At 70.1% G+C, this 21,865-nt stretch carries 24 protein-coding genes and 3 tRNA genes; 20 read left to right on the top strand and 7 right to left on the bottom strand.

Going from position 1 to position 21,865, the window contains the following annotated elements; translation table 11 throughout:
• Positions 1-4: 4 nt before the first annotated feature.
• The 6 genes from GD632_RS09150 to GD632_RS09175 are packed head-to-tail and all read left to right on the top strand — an operon-like array spanning position 5 to position 5,326.
• Positions 5-697 carry a cell wall protein gene (locus GD632_RS09150; protein ID WP_152191223.1) on the top strand — a complete coding sequence of 231 codons (693 nt, stop codon included), beginning with the start codon at positions 5-7 and terminating at the stop codon, positions 695-697.
• A gap of 14 nt (positions 698-711) precedes the next feature.
• The gene (locus GD632_RS09155; RefSeq protein ID WP_152191226.1) at positions 712-1,887 is read left to right on the top strand and encodes a M23 family metallopeptidase; all 1,176 of its coding nucleotides are present in this window, start codon (positions 712-714) and stop codon (positions 1,885-1,887) included.
• Positions 1,884-2,153, top strand: coding sequence for a DUF6112 family protein (locus GD632_RS09160; protein ID WP_152191228.1), 270 nt, complete (start codon positions 1,884-1,886; stop codon positions 2,151-2,153). Before GD632_RS09155 ends, GD632_RS09160 begins: the two co-directional genes overlap by 4 nt.
• Positions 2,154-2,197: 44 nt before the next feature.
• Positions 2,198-2,500, top strand: a complete 303-nt coding sequence (locus GD632_RS09165) for a DUF6112 family protein (RefSeq protein WP_152191231.1) — start codon at positions 2,198-2,200, stop codon at positions 2,498-2,500.
• Between the two features lies 1 nt (position 2,501).
• A complete protein-coding gene (locus tag GD632_RS09170; RefSeq protein WP_152191234.1) occupies positions 2,502-3,875 on the top strand; it encodes a conjugal transfer protein TrbL in 1,374 nt (457 codons plus the stop codon).
• Positions 3,872-5,326: an SCO6880 family protein gene (locus GD632_RS09175; RefSeq protein WP_152191236.1), complete on the top strand. Its 1,455-nt coding sequence runs from the start codon at positions 3,872-3,874 to the stop codon at positions 5,324-5,326. The genes GD632_RS09170 and GD632_RS09175 overlap by 4 nt, the downstream gene beginning before the upstream one ends.
• Before the next feature lie 48 nt (positions 5,327-5,374).
• Here the strand turns inward: GD632_RS09175 and GD632_RS09180 are convergent, their stop codons facing one another.
• Positions 5,375-5,623: a hypothetical protein gene (locus GD632_RS09180; protein ID WP_152191239.1), complete on the bottom strand. Its 249-nt coding sequence runs from the start codon at positions 5,621-5,623 to the stop codon at positions 5,375-5,377.
• Between the two features lie 426 nt (positions 5,624-6,049).
• On the opposite strand from GD632_RS09180, the gene GD632_RS09185 reads away from it, so the two are divergent.
• Together GD632_RS09185 and GD632_RS09190 are read left to right on the top strand one after the other, a co-directional pair.
• Positions 6,050-6,502: a hypothetical protein gene (locus GD632_RS09185; RefSeq protein ID WP_152191241.1), complete on the top strand. Its 453-nt coding sequence runs from the start codon at positions 6,050-6,052 to the stop codon at positions 6,500-6,502.
• A gap of 13 nt (positions 6,503-6,515) precedes the next feature.
• Positions 6,516-8,057 carry a VirB4 family type IV secretion system protein gene (locus GD632_RS09190; RefSeq protein WP_152191364.1) on the top strand — a complete coding sequence of 514 codons (1,542 nt, stop codon included), beginning with the start codon at positions 6,516-6,518 and terminating at the stop codon, positions 8,055-8,057.
• 220 nt (positions 8,058-8,277) lie between these two features.
• Here the strand turns inward: GD632_RS09190 and GD632_RS09195 are convergent, their stop codons facing one another.
• Positions 8,278-8,682 (bottom strand): hypothetical protein, encoded by a 405-nt coding sequence (locus GD632_RS09195; protein WP_152191243.1) that lies wholly within the window; start codon positions 8,680-8,682, stop codon positions 8,278-8,280.
• A 564-nt stretch (positions 8,683-9,246) separates the two neighbouring features.
• On the opposite strand from GD632_RS09195, the gene GD632_RS09200 reads away from it, so the two are divergent.
• Together GD632_RS09200 and GD632_RS09205 are read left to right on the top strand one after the other, a co-directional pair.
• Positions 9,247-9,441, top strand: a complete 195-nt coding sequence (locus GD632_RS09200) for a hypothetical protein (RefSeq protein ID WP_152191246.1) — start codon at positions 9,247-9,249, stop codon at positions 9,439-9,441.
• Between the two features lie 690 nt (positions 9,442-10,131).
• The gene (locus GD632_RS09205; protein ID WP_152191248.1) at positions 10,132-10,566 is read left to right on the top strand and encodes a hypothetical protein; all 435 of its coding nucleotides are present in this window, start codon (positions 10,132-10,134) and stop codon (positions 10,564-10,566) included.
• Positions 10,567-10,725: 159 nt separating this feature from the next.
• On the opposite strand, the gene GD632_RS15985 is transcribed toward GD632_RS09205, so the two are convergent.
• Positions 10,726-10,902: a hypothetical protein gene (locus GD632_RS15985; RefSeq protein WP_193311422.1), complete on the bottom strand. Its 177-nt coding sequence runs from the start codon at positions 10,900-10,902 to the stop codon at positions 10,726-10,728.
• Positions 10,903-11,428: 526 nt separating this feature from the next.
• Between GD632_RS15985 and GD632_RS09210 the strand changes: the two genes are divergently transcribed.
• From GD632_RS09210 to GD632_RS09250, 8 genes are all read left to right on the top strand, one after another.
• Positions 11,429-12,511, top strand: a complete 1,083-nt coding sequence (locus GD632_RS09210; RefSeq protein ID WP_152191250.1) for an ArdC-like ssDNA-binding domain-containing protein — start codon at positions 11,429-11,431, stop codon at positions 12,509-12,511.
• Positions 12,508-13,044, top strand: coding sequence for a hypothetical protein (locus tag GD632_RS09215; RefSeq protein ID WP_152191253.1), 537 nt, complete (start codon positions 12,508-12,510; stop codon positions 13,042-13,044). Before GD632_RS09210 ends, GD632_RS09215 begins: the two co-directional genes overlap by 4 nt.
• A gap of 53 nt (positions 13,045-13,097) precedes the next feature.
• Complete coding sequence (locus GD632_RS09220) at positions 13,098-14,807, top strand: type IV secretory system conjugative DNA transfer family protein (RefSeq protein WP_152191366.1); 1,710 nt, start codon at positions 13,098-13,100, stop codon at positions 14,805-14,807.
• An 8-nt stretch (positions 14,808-14,815) separates the two neighbouring features.
• Entirely contained in the window at positions 14,816-15,106 is a 291-nt protein-coding gene (locus GD632_RS15990) for a hypothetical protein (protein WP_193311423.1), read from the top strand.
• A 160-nt stretch (positions 15,107-15,266) separates the two neighbouring features.
• Entirely contained in the window at positions 15,267-15,866 is a 600-nt protein-coding gene (locus GD632_RS09230; RefSeq protein ID WP_152191256.1) for a single-stranded DNA-binding protein, read from the top strand.
• A gap of 56 nt (positions 15,867-15,922) precedes the next feature.
• A complete protein-coding gene (locus GD632_RS09235) occupies positions 15,923-16,495 on the top strand; it encodes a hypothetical protein (RefSeq protein ID WP_152191259.1) in 573 nt (190 codons plus the stop codon).
• Positions 16,495-17,508, top strand: a complete 1,014-nt coding sequence (locus GD632_RS15995; RefSeq protein WP_193311424.1) for a hypothetical protein — start codon at positions 16,495-16,497, stop codon at positions 17,506-17,508. The genes GD632_RS09235 and GD632_RS15995 overlap by 1 nt, the downstream gene beginning before the upstream one ends.
• A gap of 133 nt (positions 17,509-17,641) precedes the next feature.
• Positions 17,642-17,869, top strand: a complete 228-nt coding sequence (locus GD632_RS09250; RefSeq protein ID WP_152191271.1) for a helix-turn-helix domain-containing protein — start codon at positions 17,642-17,644, stop codon at positions 17,867-17,869.
• Positions 17,870-18,059: 190 nt separating this feature from the next.
• Here the strand turns inward: GD632_RS09250 and GD632_RS09255 are convergent, their stop codons facing one another.
• The 4 genes from GD632_RS09255 to GD632_RS09270 all read right to left on the bottom strand — a co-directional run bounded on the left by GD632_RS09255 (position 18,060) and on the right by GD632_RS09270 (position 19,721).
• The gene (locus GD632_RS09255) at positions 18,060-19,277 is read right to left on the bottom strand and encodes a tyrosine-type recombinase/integrase (RefSeq protein ID WP_152191273.1); all 1,218 of its coding nucleotides are present in this window, start codon (positions 19,275-19,277) and stop codon (positions 18,060-18,062) included.
• 169 nt (positions 19,278-19,446) lie between these two features.
• Positions 19,447-19,521 (bottom strand) — tRNA-Val (locus tag GD632_RS09260).
• Between the two features lie 18 nt (positions 19,522-19,539).
• A tRNA-Cys gene (locus GD632_RS09265) sits at positions 19,540-19,610 on the bottom strand.
• 38 nt (positions 19,611-19,648) lie between these two features.
• Positions 19,649-19,721, bottom strand: a tRNA-Gly gene (locus tag GD632_RS09270).
• Between the two features lie 85 nt (positions 19,722-19,806).
• On the opposite strand from GD632_RS09270, the gene GD632_RS09275 reads away from it, so the two are divergent.
• Together GD632_RS09275 and GD632_RS09280 are read left to right on the top strand one after the other, a co-directional pair.
• A complete protein-coding gene (locus GD632_RS09275) occupies positions 19,807-20,925 on the top strand; it encodes a chorismate-binding protein (protein WP_405002530.1) in 1,119 nt (372 codons plus the stop codon).
• Positions 20,926-20,997: 72 nt separating this feature from the next.
• Positions 20,998-21,855 carry an aminotransferase class IV gene (locus GD632_RS09280; RefSeq protein ID WP_152191286.1) on the top strand — a complete coding sequence of 286 codons (858 nt, stop codon included), beginning with the start codon at positions 20,998-21,000 and terminating at the stop codon, positions 21,853-21,855.
• The last annotated feature ends 10 nt before the right edge of the window (positions 21,856-21,865 follow it).

A 21,865-nucleotide genomic window follows, 5' to 3' on the forward strand; every position in this document is an offset into this window, starting at 1 on the left:
GGTCATGCTCACCTTTCCGTGGCCCACCGCCCACCCCCACCGCAGGGCGCGCATCGCGCTCGGCACCCTGCTGCTCCTGGCCGTGGCCGCGGTCACCGGCTACGGACTGCTCGCCACCCGCAACGCCGAACCCGCCGGACAGGCGCACCTCACCGCGGCGTCGAACCCGCCGGACCCGGCGACCGCGGCCATGTCCCCGGCGTTAGCGCCGACCGGGTCGGCGCCGATCCTCGCGACCGCCGACCCGGTCGCCTTTGCCACCACCGTGGCCCGCGCACTGTTCGACTGGGACACGACCGGCCAGCACACCCTTGCCGAGCACGAGGGCCGGCTCCTCGCTGTCGCCGACCCGAGCGGCGTCGAGTCGCCGGGACTGGTCGCCGACCTGGAGGCCTACCTGCCCTCCGTGCAGACGTGGGACTTCCTGACCCAGTACGAGACCCGGCAGTGGATCGAGGTCACCGACGCCCGGGTGCCGGGTCAGTGGCGCGAGACAGTCACCGCCGCTGAGGGTGCCCTCGCGCCGGGAACGACGGCGGTGACGGTGACCGGGGTGCGGCACCGGGCCGGGACATGGGAAGGGCGTGAGGTCGCCGAAGAGTTCGACGTCGCATTCACCGCGATCGTCGTGTGCGGACCGACCTACCCCCAGTGCTACCTGCTGCGCCTGTCCCGGCTCGATGAGCCGCTGCGATGAGGAAGGGCGGATCGATGAAGCGTCTACTCGTCTTCGGTGCGGTGATCGCGGTCCTCGCCGTCGCGATCGGCGTGCTGCCACTGCTCGCCCTCACCATGCCCCCCGGTGCCCCGTCCTCGTGCCTGAAGGCCGGCCGCGTCGTGCATGTTCCCGAGGAGCTCGCCGCGACCACCGGCGACGGAACGGGCGTGGCGCTGGACCACGCGCAGCTCACGCACGCCGCGACGATCATCACCATCGGCGCCCGGATCGACGGCGTCGGACGGAAGGGCCTGCTCGTCGCGCTCATGGCCGGGCTGACCGAGTCGAGACTGCGCATGTACGCGAACACCGGCGCCTACCCGGACTCGGCACGCTACCCGCACGACGCGGACGGCTCCGACCACGACTCCCTGGGCATCTTCCAGATGCGCCCAGCCGCCGGGTGGGGCACTGTCGCCGAACTTATGGACCCCGCCTACCAGGCGCGAGCGTTCTTCGGTGGCCCCACCGGACCCAACGCCGGCTCCCCGCGCGGGCTGCTCGACATCGTCGGCTGGGCCTCACTCCCCAAGGGCGCCGCCGCCCAGGCCGTGGAAGTCTCCGCCCACCCCGACCGGTATGCCACGTGGGAACCGGTCGCCGAGACGATCCTCACCGCCCTCACCGCCCCCGCCAGCCCCGCACCTGGGACGTCCTCGCCAACCGTCGGCAGCACGCTCCCGACGGCGACCACGACCGTCTTCCCGCTGCCCGCCGGGACGTGGACACGCACCAGCAGCTACGGGATGCGCCTGAACCCAGTGCTGCAGATCTGGCAGGTACACACCGGCGTCGACCTGGCCGCACCAACCGGCACACCGGTGCTCGCCACGGCCGCCGGTCGGGTCGAGTTCGCCGGCTACCGCACCGGCCGGGGCAACCAGGTGGTCGTGGAGCACTTGGTCGGCGGGCAGGTGGTGGCGTCGTCCTACGGGCACCTGCGCGACGGTGGAATCCACGTCGCCACCGGTGACCTCGTCTCCGCCGGGCAGCAGATCGGCGGGGTCGGCTCGACCGGCAACTCCACCGGACCGCACCTGCATTTCGAGATCCGCCCCGGCGGCGCCGGCAACACCGGGGTCGACCCGCACGGCTGGCTGAGCTCGGCCGCCGAGGTCACCGCGGCGGACGTCGACCCGCTAGGACCGTGCCCGGTGGTGACCCCGTGACCGCCGTCGCGCCGAACTTCGGCGCCGTAACCGCTTCGGGCGAGCTCGCCAGGGTCATCGGCGCGCTCCTGACGATCACGCTCGTCATCGCGGTCGGTGCGCTCGTGGTCTGCGCGGTCACGTGGGCGCTGACCGCCTCCACGGGGCACTGGCACACCGCGATGCGAGCCCGCACCGGCGTGTGGGTTGCCCTGGGCGCCGCAGCCCTCGCCGGGGCCGCGCTCGCCTGCACGAACTACTTCCTCGGCGTCGGCGCCAACTTGTGAAACCCGGTGCCTCGATCAGGCCACCAAAGAGACGGAGAACTGCCATGGACCTCAACGACGTCGGCGCCATCCTGGCGCAGATCAACATCGACCCGAACACCGACGGACTACCCGGCATCGCACAGCTGCGCACCGTCGTCGGTGCCGTCATGACCGTGGGTCTGATCCTCGCCGTCCTCGCGCTGATCGTCTCAGCGATCGTGTGGGCGATGGGCGCCAACTCCGCCAACCCGCACCTCGCCGGCCGCGGAAAGAGTGGCGTACTCATCGCCCTCGGCGCCGCCATCCTGTGCGGCGGTGCGGTCACCCTCGTGAACTTCTTCTGGAACGTCGGACAGGCGGTGTGACATGGGCGTGTGCGACCTGCCGGTCCTGGGCACCGTCTGCGACACGGTCGGCGAGGGGGCCGCCGCCGCGATCATCAGCCCGTTCCAGATGCTCGCCGACGCCACCGTCGCCGCCGCCGCATGGACCATCGACATCATGTGGGCGGCGTTCGAGACCACGACGTTCGTCGACATCACCAGCGGCCACTTCACCGCGATCTACAACATCATCTTCGGCATCTCGGTCTTCGTGATGCTGATCTTCTTCCTCTTCCAGCTCATCGGCGCCACGATCCGCCGCGAACCGGCCGCCCTGTCCCGCGCCATCGTCGGGTCCGGCAAGGGCATCCTCGGCTCATTCATCGCGCTCGGTCTGCTGGCTACGGCGTTGGAGATCACCGACCGCCTGTGCCTGGGGCTGATGAACGCCGCCGGGACCAACGTCGAGGAGATGGGCGGGCGCATCTCTGCGCTCACCGCCGGTCTAGCGCTCTCGGGTGCGGGCGGGCCGGCCATGCCGGTCCTGGTCGTCATCGCCCTGGCGGGCTTGCTGATCGCGGCGTCGTTCATCGTGTGGATCTCACTCCTGGTGCGCAAGTCCTTGCTGCTGGTCGCGGTCGTGCTCGCGCCCATCGCGTTCGCCGGTGCGACCTGGGACGCCACCCGCGGGTGGGCCACTCGGTGGGGCGCGTTCGTGCTGGCACTGATCGCCTCCAAGCTCGTCGTCGTGGTGGTGTTCCTCCTTGCCACTGCTCAGGTCGCAGCCCCGATCTCAGCCGACCTCCAGTCCTTCGCCGACCCAATGGCGGGGATCGTGCTGATGATGGTTGCGGGGTTCGCGCCCTACCTGACGTACAAGTTCATCTCTTTTATGGGCTTTGACATGCACCACGCCATGTCCGCCGAACAGGAGACCAAGCACGCCCTGAACCGCCCCACCCCCGTGCCGCATCGCGCCGCGCCCCGGCGGTCCCCGGCCAAAGTCCTTGATAGTCAGCCATCCCCGAGCGGGCGCGGAGCCGGCACGTCGGCCTCCCCTGGCGGCAGCGGATCTCCAGGCGCTCACATGTCGGGCCCCACGGCCGCCGCCCGAGGCGGCTCGGGAGCCTCGAGCGGCGCCACCGACGCCGGGGCAGGCGCTTCTGGTGGCGCGAGCGCTACCGGTGGCGCTGCCGGCAGTGCCGGTGCCGGTGCGGCGGGCGGTGCCGGTGCCAGTTCGGCGGGCGGTGCCGGTGCCAGTGCGACGGGCGGCGCCGGTGCCGGTGCGGCGACCGGTGGCGTGGCGGCTGGCGCCGTCATCGTCGCGGAGGCGGCCAAGGCCGGCCCGAGGGCCGGACGATCCGTTGCGGGCCATGTGGCCGATTACGACGCCGGCGCTCGAGGAGAACGCTCATGACCGCCCCTCGCGATGATGCCGGGCTCGAGCCGGTCACGTTCTCCCGGCTGTCCACGCGTGGGGTGCTGCTCGGCATGTCCATCGGGCAGCTGGCAGTGGTGGCCGTGGCGGCAGCGACGTTCGTTGCCACGCTCTACCTCGGCGGGGATGCGGTGCTCTACGCGGTTCCCGTCGTCGGTGTGTGCGCGGGCCTCGTCTGGGTCAAGGTCGCCGGCCGCCCACTCGTGCAGTGGTTGCCGCTCCTCGCCCGGTGGCAGCAGCGTGCCACGACCGGCCAGCTCGACTACCGGGCACGCATCGGCAAACCGCGCCCTGCCGGGACACTCGCTCTCCCGGGCGACGCTGCCCGGATGCGGCAGTGGATCGACGCCGAGACCGGCAGCGTCTACGTCCACGACCCGCACGCCAACACCCTCGCCGCCGTCCTGGAGGTCTCACACTCCGCGTTCGTCCTGCTCGACCCCGCCGAGCAGAACCGGCGCACCACCGGCTGGTCCCGTGTGCTCGCCACAGCGTGCCGATCCGGGCGCATCGGGTACCTGCAGGTCCTCGAACGCACACTGCCCGACTCCGGCAAAGGGCTCGGTGACTGGTGGACCACCCACGGCCACGACGACGGCTCCTTCGCCGCGACCACCTACGCCGACCTCATCGCTCGCGCCGGCCCTGCCGGCGAACGGCACGCCACCACGATCTCCATCGCCCTCGACCTCACCGCCGCCGCCCGCGCGATCCGAGCCGCCGGAGGTGGCACGCGTGGGGCCATCGCCGTTCTGCATCAAGAGGTCGACACGCTCACCACAGCACTGCGCGCCGCCGACCTCGCACCCTCCGTTCCGCTCGGCCCCGGCGAGCTGGCGCTGGTGCTGCGCTCGGCCTACGACCCCGTCGTCGCCGCGGCCCTCGAACGCCACGGGGCTCTCGGTCGAGAGCTCGCCACCGCCGGCCCCGTCTCCGTGACCGAGACCTGGGGGCACCTGCGCTCGGACTCCGCCCACCACGCCGTGCTGTGGATCTCCGAATGGCCCCGCTCCCTGGTCTACCCCGACTTCCTGCACCCCCTGTTGCTCGCCTCGGGCGTGCGGCGCACCTTCTCCATCCTGTTCACGCCCGTACGCGCCGACGTCGCCGCACGTGACATCCGTAAGAAGAAGACCGAGCACATCTCCGACGCGGCCCAACGCGCCCGCATGGGCCAGATCGAAGACGCGACACAGTCGGCCGAATACGCCGACGTCCTCCAGCAGGAGAACGACCTCACCGCCGGGCACGGCATCCTGCGCGCCGTCGGCCTCGTCTCCGTCAGCGCCCTCGACCGGGACGAGCTCGAACGCGCCGTCGCCGCCATCGAACAAGCTGCGATCCAGGCTTCATGCGAAACCCGGCGACTGTGGGGCCAGCAGGCCCAAGCGTTCACCGCTGCTGCGCTCCCGCTATGCCGCACGGTCTAGCAGGGCCCACGGGGTAGCGGAAACGCGCTCGAGCTCGCGGTTGCTGGGTTATCGCCGGGTCACTGCTGAGGCCCATACCCAAGCGAAGCCTTCGCGGCCGTGGTCGTCGATGTAGCGAATCCACACCGCCTTCTGCGTCCATGCCAGAGCGATGGCATCGACGCGCGAGTGGCCACGGCGGGTGTGGATCCAGGCCGAAACCTCCAGAGGTTCGTCCGTCCGACGTACTGGTTCTCCATACTGTGCCGGCTCCAAGGTGGCGGCCTGTTCGCTCAGTGGCACCTGCTCGATCGCCATGCGGCCAGGTTACGCCGATATCGAACATCTGTTCCACTCTGCCGGTTTTTCGGATGAGTTCAGCGGGTCGTGGGCCGCCCAGCCGCACGGCCTGACTTGTCGCCAGTGTCGTTGGTCGACGTCTCGTCGGAGATTCTGCGCGCGCAGCCACGGGTCCTGCCGCTGGACATGCGCCTTGAAGTCGGTGCGTTCAGCGCGCCACGTGCCGTGACGCCGCCTTGGATGGCGGGACTGTTGGGTGGACCAAGCGCGATCGCGAGCTGCTCGAGAGATCGCGCGCTCCTCGAAGAGGCCATCGAAGACTGATGCAACGGGACGCCTCCCGTCGCGGGTCCCTGAGACGGTCGCGCGCACCGGCCAGCAGCCGCCGTCCCGGTGGAGGCCCCGCACCTGCCCGGTAAACGCACCGCTCCCAGGAGGTCCATCATGGCGGACTACGATCGCCCCGTGCCCTCGGCCGACGAGGCCGCCGAGCACCTGCGCGCATTGGCGCACGCCACGAGCCACTTCCAAGATCCTGGTGAGACGTACTGGGTCCTCGGTGACCTGGGCGCGATCGCCAGCCGCCTCCGGGAGGCACTGGTCAACGTCGCCTCCGCGCACATGAACCACCGCGACCTCGCGCACACGGACGATGGCAGCCAGCTCGAGGGCCGACAGCACGCGTACGAGGCAGCGATGGCTCTGCGGCGGGCGTCGGTCCTACTGGAGGACGTAGGCCGTCACGTCGACGACGCGCAGTCCCACTCCGGGCGGATCGCCTGGCACGAGGCCACCACGGCCGGTGAGCGCGAGGGCCCCGAGCGAGAACCTCGGGCCACGGTCACGCACCGTGGCACCAAGCGCGCTGGTCGTTCCCGGCCAGGCCCGACCTTGTGAGTGGGAGATCGTCATGTCCCGTGTTCGAGCACCCAAGGTCGGGGCAATCGGCGTGAACGGCGAGCGTCTGCACACCGCGGTCCTCATCGCACCGAACGGGGAACGGCGCCGTCTGCGCAAAGCCCGCCGCCGCGCCGCGGCCAAGATCGCAGCCGGCGACCGCGCCGCCCGCAAGTCCGCCGGCCAGGCCCGCCGCATAGCTGAGGCGGCCGAGCGCCGGGCAACCGTGATCCTGCCCAAGGCGGGCGAGCCTGGGCCCGCGACTCTGCGCACGCCGAGCCGGTTCCGCCTGCCCAAGCACCAGGACACCTCAGCGACCTGGGGCCGCGCCTACCCGTTCCTCGCCGAGGGCGGCCTGGGCGCCGACGGCATGTTCGTCGGTCAAGACCTCTACTCCGGTTCCGCGTTCGTCTACGACCCGTGGGTGTTGTACGCGCGCGGCCTTATCACCGCACCCAACGTCGTCGTCGCCGGCATCGTGGGCTCTGGCAAGTCCTCCCTCGCGAAGTCACTGTGCACCCGGTCCATCCCGTTCGGGCGACGCGTCTACGTAGCCTGCGACCCGAAGGGCGAATGGACACCCGTCGCGCACGCCGTCGGCGGCCAGGCCATCACGCTCGGCCACGGGCAACGCACGAGACTCAACCCCCTTGACGCAGGCCACCGCCGCACCGATCTCGACGACACGGAGTGGACCGCTCAACTCGCGGCGCGCCGCCGTGACCTTCTCGGCGCCCTCGCCGAGGCGGTACTCGACCGGCGCCTGACCCCGCTCGAGCACACCGCGATCGACATCGCACTGGAAGGCGTGGTCCGCACGGCCGACGTGCCAATCCTGCCCATGGTCGTCGACCGGCTCATGGCCCCAGACCGACGCGACGACATCGACGGGCGCCTGGCCGACGATGGCCGGCTGCCCGGGCACGCACTGCGACGCCTAGTCGCCGGAGACCTGGCCGGCATGTTCGACGGCCCCTCGACCGTGAGATTCGACCCGACCCTGCCGATGGTCACTCTCGACCTGTCCGCCGTCGCGGAGAACGACACGGCGATCTCCCTGCTCATGACCTGCGCCTCGGCGTGGATGGAGTCGGCGCTGCTCGACCCCACCGGCGGGCAGCGCTGGGTCGTCTACGACGAGGCCTGGCGGCTCATGTCCCACCCGGCGCTACTACGGCGCATGGACGCCCAGTGGCGCCTGGCCCGCTGGTTCGGGATCGCGAACATGCTCATCTTCCACAAGCTCTCGGACCTGGAGAACGTCGGCAACGCTGGCTCCGCCATGCGGGCGCTCGCCAACTCCCTCCTGGCAAACGCGGAGACGCGAGTGATCTACCGACAGGAATCCGACCAGCTCGGCGCCACCGCCGCAGCCCTCGGGCTGACCCGCACCGAACGCGCACTCCTTCCCACACTCGATACCGGCCAAGGCCTGTGGCGCATCCGCGAACGATCCTTCGTCGTACAGCACCAGCTCCACCCCGCCGAAGCCCAGCTCTTCGACACCTCCGCCCGCCTCGCCGGTGGTGTTGACGGCCTCCACAGTGCCCCGTGACTCCTGGTCGGCGGCCAGCCCCGACCTCGTGGCCGATACCGCGATCTGGCGGGCTCCTCCGGTTCTGTCGAGGCGGCCTACGCTCCCGCGGACGCCGTAACCGGATCGGCGAGCGGAACTCCTACGGCAACGACCTCGCCCTCCAAAGGCTGAGCCAAGCGCAGCCCATCGCCGCAAGGCGAATCGCCGGTGCGGGCTCCCTGCTGCGTGGGTAGAGCGGCTACGAGCCGGTGTTCATGTCGATGACTTCACGATGACCGATCGGCGAGCCGATCTCGACGTCAACGTGCGAAGCGAAGGCCATGGCAATGCAGTCAACCGACGCCATGGACTCGAGAGTCCCTACCCTCACGCCGACCTGGACCTCGCTCTCGCTCTCCTCGACCTCGACGGTCGCGCCGAAGCACTCAGCGGTGCCGGCACTGAAGCGAAGGCGCAGGACACCATCGTCAAGCTCCGCCCAGCCGCTGAGCCTCACCGGCTCGGCGGCTGCCAACGGCTCGCCGGTAGGCAGCTCGTTGTCCGACTCCGCGCTGTTCGAGGCGAGAAAGCGCGGTGCTGCTGTCTCGTTCGGGTTGGGGATGTCACCACCACCGCAACCCGCCGCGAGAGTCACGGCAGCCACAACGGCTATGAGACGTAGGGGTTTCACAAGTTCTCTCCATCCTCGCTCTCGTTGTGCACCATGGTGGAGACGGCAGTGTCGAAGACGAGACGCGGTGGATGTGTCGGGGCGGCGGAACTGTCAAGTTCTTGTTGCGGTCGTTGCGCGATTTCCGCATTCTTGAGTGGGAAAAGAAGGGAAGCCACCGGTGGCCGAGAGACCCAAAAACTACACTTGGCTATTCATGTTGCTGCTAGGGGGCGCCTTGGGTGTCCTTGGCGTCGGGATGCTTATGGACCCAGGTGGGGGCTCACCACCCCCTCAGTGGCCGTTTGGTACCACTGCTTTGGGGATCTCTTGTGTCGTCATATCAATTGCGCTGCTCTGCGGAGCGCTCTGGCAGCGCCGGAAACGATAGGCGATCCTTCACCGGGTCGGCAACGCACTTGGGGGCGGCACCGTGCTCCGCGGCGCTCGGCCGGCGGCCGGCGGGCGGCGGGCGGCGGGCGGCGGGCGGCGGCGTCAGGATCGATCATCCGTGGCCGCCTATGGGCGCTGTCCCATCCGCATGGCTACTCTGCAACGGTGAGGAACATGAAACCGTGGTCGCGACAGTTCGCCTGGTTCGCCCTGATCACTGCGGCGCTGGCGATCCTCCTCGGCCTGTTCAATATGGCCGCCAACACCGCGCATCTCGGCTCTTGGCTGCCTCTGCTCCTGCTCATGCCGTGGCCGCTCTACCTGGCGATATGGAGCCTGCGAGCTCGATCTCAAGACTGACGACGTTCAGCGCTTCGAGGACTCCGCTAGCATCACCTCCCACCAGACGACGGCGGGTGAGGTTGTTGAGTGAGGAGGCGAGTTGGACCGGGATCCGGACCCGCAGAGGCCTCCGACCGTAGCAATCCTGATCTTCATTGGAACGCAGGCTGCCTTGGCGGTAATGGGCGGCATTTGGTCAACTTTCGGATCGAACACCGACGGTGGCGTGGTCTACCTCACCGGCGGTCTGGCAGGGGCGATGGCTGGCCTCACATACTTGGCCCTACGAGGCTCTGCGCTAGCCACCGCCGTCAGATGGACACTTGTTTTGTTGGCATCCGGTGTCGGCGCAGGCGTTGGGTATCTTATCGCTCAGGCTCTAATCAGCTAACTGACCGAGGTCGCGGTGCTTGGGTCCTATCCAGATCGGACAAGCGACGGATGCCTGAGTGTCACAGTCCCAAGCCTGCGCTTGGCTAACGCCACTCCCGCAGAGCGATCTCCTCGTGGCACCAGCCCGACGCTGCTGCCTTGCCATGGAGTCACGGATGTTAGCAGTGGGCTCTGGCCACTCCTCAGCAGCAGTACCCGAGCGTTCGCGTCACCCATCTTGCCGACAGAAGTCGACGTACTCCCACCCCGTTGGTAGCGTGAAACAGGCCACAGCGCCCACTTTGGATCGCCCACAACACTGTCGGGAGGGCCGACATGAGGACGAACTCGACCAGGACGCGCCGAGGGTTCGCGATCACAGCGAGCCTCACGCTTGCCGGCGCTCCACTCGCCGCGGCCGCGCCCGCACTGGCCGGTCCGAGCATCCCTGAAGATGTCTTGCGGGCTGGTATTGCGGTTGACCGCGAGTTCCGTGAACGGGTCGACCGAGAGCTGCCGGGGGTTTTCAAGCCCGAACAGCCAGGCCTGGCACCCCTCTCGTTCTTCGGTCAGACGAGTTGCGGCGCGCTCGTTTATGCGCTCGACCCAGACGCGGAGAACTGGAACGAAGTCCTCGGTGGGCTGTATCAAGGTGGCGTCATCCGGGTTCGTCAGAATCTGATCGAGATGTGGGCCGAGGAGATCGGGCCTGCCAACGCAGAAGTGTTCGTCGACATCTCCATCGACACGTACTGCCCGACTCTCATCTAGGGGATCGAGCTGGCCGACCGGGGGACTGGAAGAGGTCACGCAGCCGGGGGCTGTCCCGCGTGTGAATTGTCTGCTGGGAGAGACTTCCCTGATGGGACGGAGTGTCGCGGGCAGTCGCCAGTCCGCCTGTGAGAGTCTCGCGGCCCGCCACTTCTCCGCTCAGCGATTTTTCCGAGCGCGGAATGCTTGGAAGAACATACCGATCCCGGCGATAACGCCAATGAACCCGAAAGCGGTCGGGCCGAGGGGTAGCAGTGCGCCCCGCCCTGCAGCGGGCATCATGAAGGCTGCCACACCACTGGCGACGAAAACCAATCCGGCGGCGATGAAGGCCATCCAGGCATTCTCCGGCTGTTTCTTGGGCACTACTTCCCCTCCTATCGGCGACAGGCGAACGGTCGAAAACTCTCGATGACGCCCCGTATCCGAGGGCATTCGCAGCCCCAGCGCTGCGGCCCATGTCCCTACTGCCAGGTAGTCCGGAGCCCGACCGTAGCAATATTCAGTAGTGCCCGCTGCGCGGGCGCGTGCGCACAGGCTCGGAGTCGGAGCCGGCGCTCATGCTGTTCACGGAGGGTGCGTCTGCCGAGTCACCGGAACCCGTCCCGGTTGAGGAACCGTCATCGGTGAGCCGCCACGCTGGCCTGCGAGGACACTCGCTCTCGACCAGAGGGTTCCGCAAGGCCCGTCCGGTCGGGTTCCCGGTGATGGGGGCCTATGTGAGCCGCTAACAGGGTGCCAGGAGAACGCTGTAGGCGGCCCGCCCACGCAGAGGCGTCCTGGGCCGCCGTCACCTCGTCGGAGGAATGCAAGGCGGCGATCGCACACCTAGCCAGCGAGCACTGCCTGGAGGGTGTGGGAGATGGGACGCTGGACCCAAGCGGACGCTGAGGCCGCGGCCGCGGCGCGCGACGCGAAGCTCGAGGAGGCGCACAAGCGCCTCGCCACCGCGGTCGACGCGATGGCCAGCGGTGACGGCTTCCGACGGGCAATCGAGTTTGCGGCGCGGTTCCGCACCCGCTCGTTCAACAACACGCTGTTGATCATGCTCCAGCACGCCGAGGCACACCGTGCAGGGCGGGTGCCGTCACCGGAACCGGCATTCGTCGCCGGATATCAGCAGTGGCAGCACTTGGGCCGGCAGGTGATGAAGGGCCAGTCCGGTTACGTGATCGTGGCTCCGGTCACCGCGAAGTACGCCACCGACAACCCCGCGGGCGGGCCGTGGCGCTTGCTCGCCCGCGGTGAGCGGGCCGCTCCGGACGAGGTTGTGCGCGAGCGTCTCAGGGGCACTAAGCCCGTCTACGTGTGGGACGTGACCCAGACCGAGGGTGATCCGATCCCGCAACAGCCGATGCCACAGCTCCTGCGTGGCGCGGCACCCGAGGGGCTGTGGGACGGGTTGGCCGCACAGGTGGTCGGCGACGGGTACGCGCTGCTCCGAGCTCCGACGGCGGCCGGCATTGCGGGGGCGAACGGCCTGACCGACTATCTGGCGAGGACCGTGACCGTTCGCGGCGATATGGACGACGCCGCACAGGTCAAGACGCTGGCGCACGAGCTGGGGCATGTACGACTCCACTCCCCCGATGCGGCCGACGCGCGCGCGCACCGCGGCATTGTCGAGGTTGAGGCCGAGGCGGTCGCCCTGATGATCGGTGCCGCTCACGGCCTGGACACCTCGGAGTACTCGGTGCCGTACGTGACGTCGTGGGCCGGCTCGGTGCCGGACAGGACCGTGTTCGACGTGGTCACGGCCACGGCGGAACGCGCCCGCAAGGCCGCGGCCGCGATCCTCGACGCGCTGGAAACCCACCAGATCAGCAACGGTGAGCCGCCCGGAATGGCCGCTCCCCACGCCCAGCGTGCCGCGCGTGAGCGCGAGACATCCCGGCCTGCCAGACGGCGCGGGCCCAGCACACGATCGACGGTGGTGACCCGGTGAACCGTAACGACCCACAGACCGAGCTGGCCAAGGTACGCATCGACTACCAGCCGGACTGGGTCCCGGCGGTGACGGTGGCCGGCGAGCCGTACGAGCTGCCCGAGGCCCCGGTGCCGATCAATGTGCGCGACCCGCGGGACGTGGGCCGGCTGGTCGCGCTCGAGCTCGGGCAGGCCGTGCACGTGCTCGCGGTCAACCCCGAGGGCGGGGTATACACCCAGATCTGCGAGCCCGAGCCGTTCCCCAGCGCCCGCCCGGTCGTGGGCGCGGGCCCGGTTCCACGGTCGGAGGCCGTGCCCCTTGTCGAGGTCCCGTTTGGGATCGTCGGTCAGGGATTTCTGCCCGGTGAGCAGGTGTGCATCGCCGTCGTCGTCGCTGCGCGTGACGCCGACGCCGACGGTCGGGCCGCCCTGCCACTGCCAACTCCTCTCCTCGAGCGCCTCCCCTCGACGCTCGTGCTGCTCGGCCGCACCTCGGGCACCGTGGTGATCCACGACCCCGCTGCGGATGTGCTCGCGGGCGGTGTGGCGTGAGCGTCCCGTCCTCCCCCCGCGGCGGTGACGAGCTGACGAACCTCGGGCTCATCATGCTCCTCGCCGCGGTCGCGGGCGCCGTCCTTCTGCGGGTGGCCGGCACGGCCGCCGCATACATCACCGGCATCGACCCACCGACGTCAGGCCTCGCGGCGGGGATCAGGGTGCTCGGCTCCCCCCAGAACCCCGGCTCCGCCCTTGACGCACCCGGATTGAACCCGGTCGTGTACTGGGCGGTGGTCGGGGTCCTGCTCATCGGCCTCGGCGCGGCGGCCCGGGGGGTGTGGCACCTGTCCCGCCGTGACACGACCCGGGTCTCGCGTGATCCGCACCGGCTCGTCGGAACCGCCACCCGCCGGGATGTCGACAAGGTGGCATCCACCAGGGCTTTGCTCGCCCGCTCTGGAACGCTGCGACCCTCGCATCCGAACCCCGCCCCGTCCGACGTCGGCTACCTGCTCGGTTCCTCCGCGGGGAGGGAGGTGTGGGCCTCGGTGGAAGACTCCGTCCTCGTGCTCGGCCCGCCCCGCTCCGGGAAGGGCCTGCACCTGGTCGTCAACGCGATCCTCGACGCGCCGGGGGCCGTCATCACCACCTCCACCCGCCCAGACAACCTCACCGCCACCATGACGGCACGACAACGGCGCGGCCCGGTCGCCGTCTTCGATCCCCAGCACCTGGCCGAAGGACTACCGACAGGGCTGCGCTGGTCACCGGTGCGCGGGTGCGAGAACCCGCTCACGGCGATGATCCGCGCCACCGGGTTCAGCTCGGCCACCGGGCTGTCCACCGGCGGGGTCGAGTCCGGCGGGTTCTGGGAGGGCAAGACCCGCACCGCCCTGCAAGCCCTCCTGCACGCCGCCGCCCTGGGGCACTGCTCGCCACGTGACCTGTTCGCCTGGTCCCTGTCCCCCTCGGCCGCAGCCGACGCCGTCGCCATCTTGTCCTCCCAGCCCCACGCAGCACCCGGGTGGGCCGAGTCGCTGGAATCGACCATCCACTCCGACCCCCGCACCCGGGACTCGATCTGGATGGGCGTCTCCTTGGCACTGACGTGCCTGGCGGACCCGCGCGTCATGGACGCCGTCTCCCCCGGGCCCGGTGAGTCGTTCGACCCCGCCACATTCCTGCGCGACAACGGCACGATGTACCTGCTGTCCACCGGAGCCGGTGCCTCTGCGTCCTGGTCGCTCGTCGCCGCGTTCCTCGAGGACCTCGTCGAGACCGCCCGGACGCTAGCCGCCGCCTCACCAGGTGCCCGGCTGGACCCTCCACTGCTCCTCGCGCTCGACGAGATCGGCAACCTCTCCCCCTTGCCGTCCCTTCCCGTGCTCATGGCCGAAGGCGGCGGCACCGGGATCACCACCATGCCCGTCCTGCAGTCCCTGTCCCAAGCCCGCGCCAGGTGGGGTGACCACAACGCCGGAGCGATCTGGGACGCTTCCATCGTCAAAGTCGTCCTCGGCGGAGCCTCAGTCGCAAAGGACCTTCAGGACGTCTCCGCCCTCCTCGGTGAACGCGATGAGATCACCCACTCCACCTCCACCGGCGACCACGGTTCCCGCTCCGTCCAACGATCCGTGCGCCGCGTCCCGGTCATGCCACCCGAGGCCATCCGGATGCTGCCCTTCGGCACGGCCCTGGTGCTCCTGCGCTCCGCTCCCCCACTCGTCACCGATCTCCGCGCGTGGACCATGCGCCCGGACGCCAGAGAGCTCGTCGCCGAGCGGGCTGCGATCGAACTGACCCTGCGTCGGGCCTAGCGTCAGCGGTGGAGAGCGTCGAGCAGAGAGGCGATGGCGAGTCGATCGTCACCGGGGCGACGGACGATCTTTCCTCGGCGGCTCTCGAAGGCGTCGAGCGTGACAATCACCAACGTGATCCCGTGCTGAGGGATGAGCTCGCGGCGACGCTCGTCCTGCAGCGCCCGTTGCAGCCCGCGATGCACACCAGAGACGGTCAGCCGCTCCGGCTTATCGAAGAAGACCACCGCTTCGTCGTGCTGGCGCTCGTGGTACTCCACGACGAGGTCGAAGCCGGACCAGTACGCATCGACGGGTAGAGCGACCTGGCGCGCCGTCTTGGGCGACGCATCTCCCAGCAGCCAGGGGAAGCGGTGCTGGCGAAGCCCCCGTCACGCCGAGCACTGCATCACACAGGTCGATCACATAGTGCTCATCGCTGCATGCTCGTGAGGCCACGACTCCACGTGAGGAGGGGCCGTGTCGAACGTCGCGCACCTGCTTGTTGACGCGGTCGCTCGGACAGAGGGCGCCGCCCGACATGAGGACCGGTGCATGATGACCATCCCCGTGCAGCAGTCCCTGGCAGGGTTCATCGCCAGCGACGCGGACGTGTCGTTTACCGACGCCGGCACCACTCGAGTCCACTTCCGTGCCGGCGTTGAGCACTGGCGCCGGGAGCAGGACGGGACCTTCACCAAGCTCGACAACTCGTTCCACGACCTCCTGATCTTCGGCAAGACCGCCGAACGGGCCGCGGCACGGTTCCGCAAGGGCGACCAGTTCATCGCCCACGGTTACGTCGACACCCGATCCGCCGAGCCGCCCGCCCGGCCTGTCGAGCGCGAGGTGTTCGTCGCCCGCAAGATCGGGCACGACCTCGCCCGGACGGCCTACGACGTGGACCGCACCCCCGCCACCGCACGGCAAGATGCTCAGCATCTCGAGCAGGCCGCGGTCGGTGCGACGTCCCCGCAGAGCCGCGACGCACAGCGCGCGCCGACGACACCGCCACCGGGTGCGACGCATCCGAGCGCGCTGCGCCCCGGCACCTCGCCTGCCCCGGGGATGGGGTTGTGATCATGGAGGGCGAGGTGCCCTGGGAGTTCGATACCGAGCCGCTCGACGGGCCTGGAGTGACCGTCCCTGAGGGGCCGCTCGCGGTATTCGAGGCCGGGCTCACCGATGGCCTCGACCGCCTCGGCGGCTCGGGTGTTCGGGACGGCCCGGTCGAGCCCGTCGACTGGCCGACGCTGACCGCGGCCGAGGCCGAGGCGCAGTGGCGGGCGTTGGACCAGTTCGTCAGCTGGCTGCGCACTACCTACGGGCTGCCACCGACCGTGGTCCCGCCACTGTGGCACCGCCATCCCGAGCTGGTGGAGGAGCTCTCCGCCCTCCACACCCACCGGCTGGCGTGCTACGAACCCGGCAGCTCCGGCTCAGGACCGCTCGCCTGGCACGCCGATTTCGCCGACGCCCGCGAACGCCTGCGCGAGTGGGTCGCCACCTCCGGCACCCGCCTAGACCGCGACCGGCCTACCCGCGCCACCTCCTGGCCCGGCGAGCCCGCCGTGGCCCCGGCCGAGGAGAAGTCCATCACCGACCGGCAGGCCGACTTCGCGGCATTCGTCGCCGCCGACCTCGACTCCCGCCGCGCCACCAGGGCAGGCGCCGCGGCCCGCACCGGCGAGCAAAGGCGAGGTGTGTGATGACCGGGGCCCCCTACCGCGACGACGCGAACGACCCGCACGCCCTGCGCCTGGAAGCTGACCACCTCGCACTCCAGGACCACAGCACGACCTCCGCCCAGCCCGCGCACCGCATTATCGCGACCCACCTGTGGACCATGCTCCGCGATCTGGGCTTTACCGAGGGCCGGGTGCTGGCCCTCGGTGACGACGCCGCGACCTTCATCGGGCTGCCGCACACCGACGGCTCCTCGCCCGCGTCCGTGGTCGCGGACATCACCGATACCCACACCCCGAGCACTCAGTTCCTGGTGCAGCTGCGGCCCCCGAAGGCGCACGACAGGTTCGACGTCGTGATGGCGTCCCTGCCCTACAACGACGTGCGTCTCCAACACCCCGGGCACGTCATCGTACGGCGCACCGTCCAAGCCCAGCTCGCCCTCACTCTGGCAACACTCACCCGCTCCGGCGGGTACACAATCCTCCTCGCCTCCCACGACCTGATGGACCAACCGTTCCCCGAAGCGCGCCGCCACCTGCACCTGGTCGCCGACCTGCTCGGCGCGGTCCGCCTCCCGGCCGGCGCCCACCGCAGGCTCCCCGGCCTGGACTCGCCCACCGACCTGCTTGTCCTAAGGCACCGGCCCGACGGTCAAAGCACACGGTCGCAGGACTTCGAGAACACCACCACCATCCACGTCGATGACCGCGACGTGGAGATCAACACCTACTTCGAGAACAACATCGGCCAGGTCCTCGGCACGGTCGGCGCCGACCCCCTAGCCTGGGGACCCGCCGCCGTCACCGTCTCCAGCACACCCGACCGACTCGACCGCGACCTGGCGCAAGCGCTCAGCAACGTCACTGCCGAAGCACTCCGCGCCGGTCTGGCCGACACGCCAGACACCACCCATCGTGGACCCCAGCGGCCGCCTTTCGGCGAGATCGTCCGCCCGGGCGACCGCCCGGCGCCGGCCACCCCGCCACGCCCTCACCTCCGCCACGTCCACGGCCACACCGGGCTCGACCGATGACCGTCGAGGACACGCGACAAGGTTCCGCCGGGTGCGGGGGCCTCCTCTACGTCCTGCGTGCGACCTTCCTTCAGCGCCCGGGCTGGGCACCGGCCCCCGACGAGAATCCCGACCCGTAGAGGAGATGTGCAACATGCGGTCCTCAAAGACCACCACTGTCCGGAACACTGTGGTTTCAGCCAACCTCGTCTCGTTGGCAGTCGCCGCCGAACACATCGGCGTCCACCCGAAGACGCTGCGCCGGCGCATTGCCGATGGCACTCTCACCGGGTATCGCATTGGCCGGATGGTCCGGGTCGACCTCGACGAGGTCGACCGGTGCCTGATAACGACCATCACCACGACGCGGACCGTTGCCTGAGAGTGGGCGACACTGGTCGTTGCGGGATTCCTGTGGGCCTACGGACGCGGCCCGTAGGCCCATGCGGCCATCGGGCTCCGGCATCGGTCCTGGCCACGTGCCGCGTCACCGGCCGTCATTTGGCCATCGGAGCCCGACGCCGTGGGCCTACGCCTGTCGAAACTGTGGGCCTCCGGACGAGCCGTGGAGCTCACTCGGATCGTTTCTCACCGGTGGCGTTCGGTTGGGAGTTCTTCCTGCCATGAGGCGCGTGCGCCTTCTTCTTCGGCGCCGTCAGGTCGATCGGCACCAAGATGAAGTCATCCAGCGCGTCGGCGATGTGAGCGTCGCGCGCCGCGGCGGCCGTCTGGTACTTCATGGCCGCGTTGGGTGTGGTGTGCCCCAGTCGCGCCTGCAGCTCCGCGATCGTCGCCCCGGTGCGTGCCGCCTGCGTCGCTGCGGTCGCACGTAGGTCGTGGATGCGCAGGTCCGGCCGGCCGATCGCCCGTCGCGCCTCATCCCACACCTGGTGAAGCACTGACTGAGAGATCGGCGTGCCCACGTGGGAAGGGAAGACCAGCCCGTCGGGACCGGCCTGGGAGAACGTGACCATGTGTGTCGCGAGGACGTTCGTCACCGAGGCCGGCAGGTGAACGATCCGCGCACCCGCCTCGGTCTTGACCGCCCGCACGACCTTGCCCTGGCCGCGCAGGTTCTGAATCTGCTCATCGACGACGACCCTGCGGCCGACGAGGTCGATGTTTCGGCGACGGAGGTTGCGGAACTCTCCGGATCGCAGGCCCGACCAGGCCGCCAGGAGAATCATGGCCCGATACCGCTCGTCGAGGTGAAGCAGCGCCTCGGCGATCTGCTCAGGGGTGGCGATGGTCTTCTTCGACCTGCGCGGCGCCTCGGAGGCACCACGGATCGTGCACGGGTTGTGGTCCACGAGCCGGTCGCGCACCGCGGCGTTGAAGACCGAGGACAGCAACCCGTATGCGCGCGCGGTCATCGTCTTGCCGGTCTGGCGCTGCAGCCTCGTGTACCAGGAGGTGATGTCGCGGGCGGAGATCGCCCTCAGCGACTTCCTGCCGAGCTCGTCGTTGGCGAGGAACCGCTCCACGTAGCTCTCATACTCCTCGCGGGTGCGAGGGGCGAGACTGCGAACGCTCAGGTTGGCCGCGATGTACTCGTTAAGGGTCACCGTGACACGCGCCACCCGCTGGTCGGGCGGGAGCCACTCCCCACGTGCGATGAGCGCCTCCTCCGAGCGCAACCATGCCTCGGCGTCGATCTTGGTCGTGAAGGTCTGGTGGTACCGGGCTTCGTCCGGCCCGAAGTACCGCGCCCGCCATCCGGTCGTCTTGCCGGTCCTCGCGTTCTTGCGACGTTCGGTGTTGCCGAACCCTCGCCTGCTTCCTGTTGCCATCGGCTTCTCGCCTCCCACGGGCTAGGTGTCTGTCGATCACCAGTCCGTGGGCCTCTGGTGGGCCTCCAGGAGGCCCACAGGGGGCATTCGGGTCCTCTCGTGTCCATCTGGTGCGGACACAAGAAGGGCCCCTGACCTGCGCTTTCGCTGGTCAGGGGCCTCTTCGATGTGGTGGGCGATACTGGGATCGAACCAGTGACCTCTTCCGTGTCAGGGAAGCGCGCTACCGCTGCGCCAATCGCCCTTTCGGGTACTGCTACCGAGGTGGCGACGGGATTCGAACCCGTGTGTACGGCTTTGCAGGCCGCTGCCTCGCCTCTCGGCCACGCCACCCTGAGGCTTGTACTGCCCCACCGGGGGGTGGTACCTCGAGCGGATGACGGGACTCGAACCCGCGACCCTCACCTTGGCAAGGTGATGCTCTACCAACTGAGCCACATCCGCGTTGCTGCCGGGCTTCCCCGGCGGCGTTGCCAACATTAGCCCAGGGATGGACCGCTCGTCCAACTCGCCTACTAGCGTGGCGCGGGTGACCTCAGCAGCCCCGCCCGGGCACCTCCCGGAGCCCCGCGCGGACTTCCCCGGCGTGCGCGCCCGCGGCCTCGTCGAGTGCGCTGACCTGCGTAGACACCCGGACGCCCTGGCCTCCGGGTGGTGGGCGGTGGTGGCCGACTTCGAGGGCCGCATCACCGGTTGGCGCTTCGCCGACGTGACCCCCGACGTCCACGATGTGACAAGGACCACGGACCGTTCTGGACCGGCCGACGCCGCTGCCTGGGAGGGCCCCGCCCCCGCGTCCTGGCGCAGCTCCCTGGACGAGGCGGGGTACGTCGCGGCGGTCCGCCGGGTGCGGGAGGCGGTCCGCGAGGGGGAGGTCTACCAGGCCAACATCTGCCGGGTGCTGTCCGCGCCGCTGGGCTCGGCGGCGGCCGAGCCGGACGCGACCGCACTCGCCGCGGTCCTGGCCGCCGGCAACCCCGCCCCCCACGCCGGGACGGTCCACGTCCCGCTCGGGGCGGCCGAGCGCCCGGTGTGGGTGGTCAGCGCCTCCCCCGAGCTCTTCCTGTCCGTCCAGGACGGGCGGGTGCTCTCCGGCCCGATCAAGGGCACCGCCACCCGGGCGGAGGACCTGGGGGCGAAGGACCGCGCGGAGAACGTCATGATCACCGACCTCGTGCGCAACGACCTCCAGCGGGTCTGTCTCCCCGGCACGGTGGAGGTCCTCGACCTGTGCGCCGTGGAGCACCACCCCGGGCTCGTCCACCTCGTCTCGCGGGTGGGCGGCACCCTGCGCGACCCGCTCGACGCCGTCGGCTGGGCGGCCCTGCTCGGCGCCACCCTGCCACCCGCCTCCGTGAGCGGCGCCCCGAAGTCGAGCGCCCTGCGGCTCATCGCCGAGCTCGAGCCGCAGGCACGGGGCCCGTACTGCGGGGCGGTCGGGTGGGTCGACGCGGACGCGGGCCGGGCCGAGCTCGCCGTCGGGATCCGCACCTTCTGGTGGACCGCGCCCGCCGGCACCGGCGCGGGCACTCTTCGCTTCGGCACGGGCGCGGGCATCACGTGGGGCAGCGACCCGCAGGCCGAGTGGGAGGAGACCGAGCTCAAGGCGTCCCGCCTCGTGTCCCTCGCCTCGGCGCCGCCCCGCTGACCTGCCCCGCCCCCTACCTCCACACGCGACTCGCTGCGGTCGCTGAGACCCCCGTGGTGGCACGCTGTGCCCATGAGCACTCTCGTGTGGTTCGACGGTGAGGTCCGGCCCGCCGAGGAGCCCGTCGTCACGGCCCTGGACCGGGGCCTCACGGTGGGCGACGGCGTCTTCGACACCTGCGTCGTCGTCTCCGGACGGCCGTTCGCGCTACGGCGCCACGTCGCCCGCCTCGTCCGCTCGGCCACCACCGCCGGGCTGCCCGTCCCGCCCGCGGACGTCGTCACGAGCGCCGCCCTCGACCTGGCCGCACGGCTCGAGGGCGGGAGCGGGCGGCTGCGAGTGACATGGACCGCCGGGCCCCTGCCGGCCGGGGCGGCGCGCGCCGACGCGAGCCCGACCCTCCTCCTCACCGCCTCCGCCGAACCCGTCCCCCACCCGGGCGCGGACGGACCGCGCCCGCGCACCGCCGTCGTCGTCGTGCCGTGGGTGCGCAACGAGCGGTCCCCCCTCGTCGGGGTGAAGTCCACCTCCTATGGGGAGAATGTCCTCGCCCTCGAGCACGCCCGCCGGCGGGGCGGGACGGAGGCGGTCCTCGCCAACACGCGGGAGGAGCTGTGCGAGGGGGCGGCGTCCAACGTCTTCCTCGAGGCCGACGGCGAGCTGCTCACGCCGCCGCTCGCCTCCGGCTGCCTGGCGGGCGTCACCCGCGAGCTCGTCCTCGAGTGGGCGCAGCAGGCCGGCCTGCCCGTGCGCGAGGCGGTCGTGCCGATGGCCCACTTCCTCGCGGCGGAGCACGCCGCCGTGACGTCCGCCACGCGCGGCATCGTCCCCGTGGACAGCATCGACGGCCGCGAGATCACGCCGGGGCCCGTGACGCTGCGGGTCCAGGAGCTCTACGCCGCCCGGGCCGCGGACGACCTCGACCCGTGAGCGGTTTGGG

Source organism: Georgenia satyanarayanai, from assembly GCF_009193135.1.
GTDB classification, from domain to species: Bacteria; Actinomycetota; Actinomycetes; order Actinomycetales; family Actinomycetaceae; genus Oceanitalea; species Oceanitalea satyanarayanai.

Coding starts and splice junctions, on each gene's coding strand:
- GD632_RS09155 (WP_152191226.1), top strand. CDS start 712: ATGAAGCGTCTACTCGTCTTCGGTGCGGTGATCGCGGTCCTCGCCGTC.
- GD632_RS09250 (WP_152191271.1), top strand. CDS start 17,642: ATGCGGTCCTCAAAGACCACCACTGTCCGGAACACTGTGGTTTCAGCC.
- GD632_RS09150 (WP_152191223.1), top strand. CDS start 5: ATGCTCACCTTTCCGTGGCCCACCGCCCACCCCCACCGCAGGGCGCGC.
- GD632_RS15995 (WP_193311424.1), top strand. CDS start 16,495: ATGACCGGGGCCCCCTACCGCGACGACGCGAACGACCCGCACGCCCTG.
- GD632_RS09170 (WP_152191234.1), top strand. CDS start 2,502: ATGGGCGTGTGCGACCTGCCGGTCCTGGGCACCGTCTGCGACACGGTC.
- GD632_RS09280 (WP_152191286.1), top strand. CDS start 20,998: ATGAGCACTCTCGTGTGGTTCGACGGTGAGGTCCGGCCCGCCGAGGAG.
- GD632_RS15985 (WP_193311422.1), bottom strand. CDS start 10,902: ATGGCCTTCATCGCCGCCGGATTGGTTTTCGTCGCCAGTGGTGTGGCA.
- GD632_RS09255 (WP_152191273.1), bottom strand. CDS start 19,277: ATGGCAACAGGAAGCAGGCGAGGGTTCGGCAACACCGAACGTCGCAAG.
- GD632_RS09180 (WP_152191239.1), bottom strand. CDS start 5,623: ATGGCGATCGAGCAGGTGCCACTGAGCGAACAGGCCGCCACCTTGGAG.
- GD632_RS09205 (WP_152191248.1), top strand. CDS start 10,132: ATGAGGACGAACTCGACCAGGACGCGCCGAGGGTTCGCGATCACAGCG.
- GD632_RS09190 (WP_152191364.1), top strand. CDS start 6,516: ATGTCCCGTGTTCGAGCACCCAAGGTCGGGGCAATCGGCGTGAACGGC.
- GD632_RS09185 (WP_152191241.1), top strand. CDS start 6,050: ATGGCGGACTACGATCGCCCCGTGCCCTCGGCCGACGAGGCCGCCGAG.
- GD632_RS09165 (WP_152191231.1), top strand. CDS start 2,198: ATGGACCTCAACGACGTCGGCGCCATCCTGGCGCAGATCAACATCGAC.
- GD632_RS09210 (WP_152191250.1), top strand. CDS start 11,429: ATGGGACGCTGGACCCAAGCGGACGCTGAGGCCGCGGCCGCGGCGCGC.
- GD632_RS09175 (WP_152191236.1), top strand. CDS start 3,872: ATGACCGCCCCTCGCGATGATGCCGGGCTCGAGCCGGTCACGTTCTCC.
- GD632_RS09220 (WP_152191366.1), top strand. CDS start 13,098: ATGCTCCTCGCCGCGGTCGCGGGCGCCGTCCTTCTGCGGGTGGCCGGC.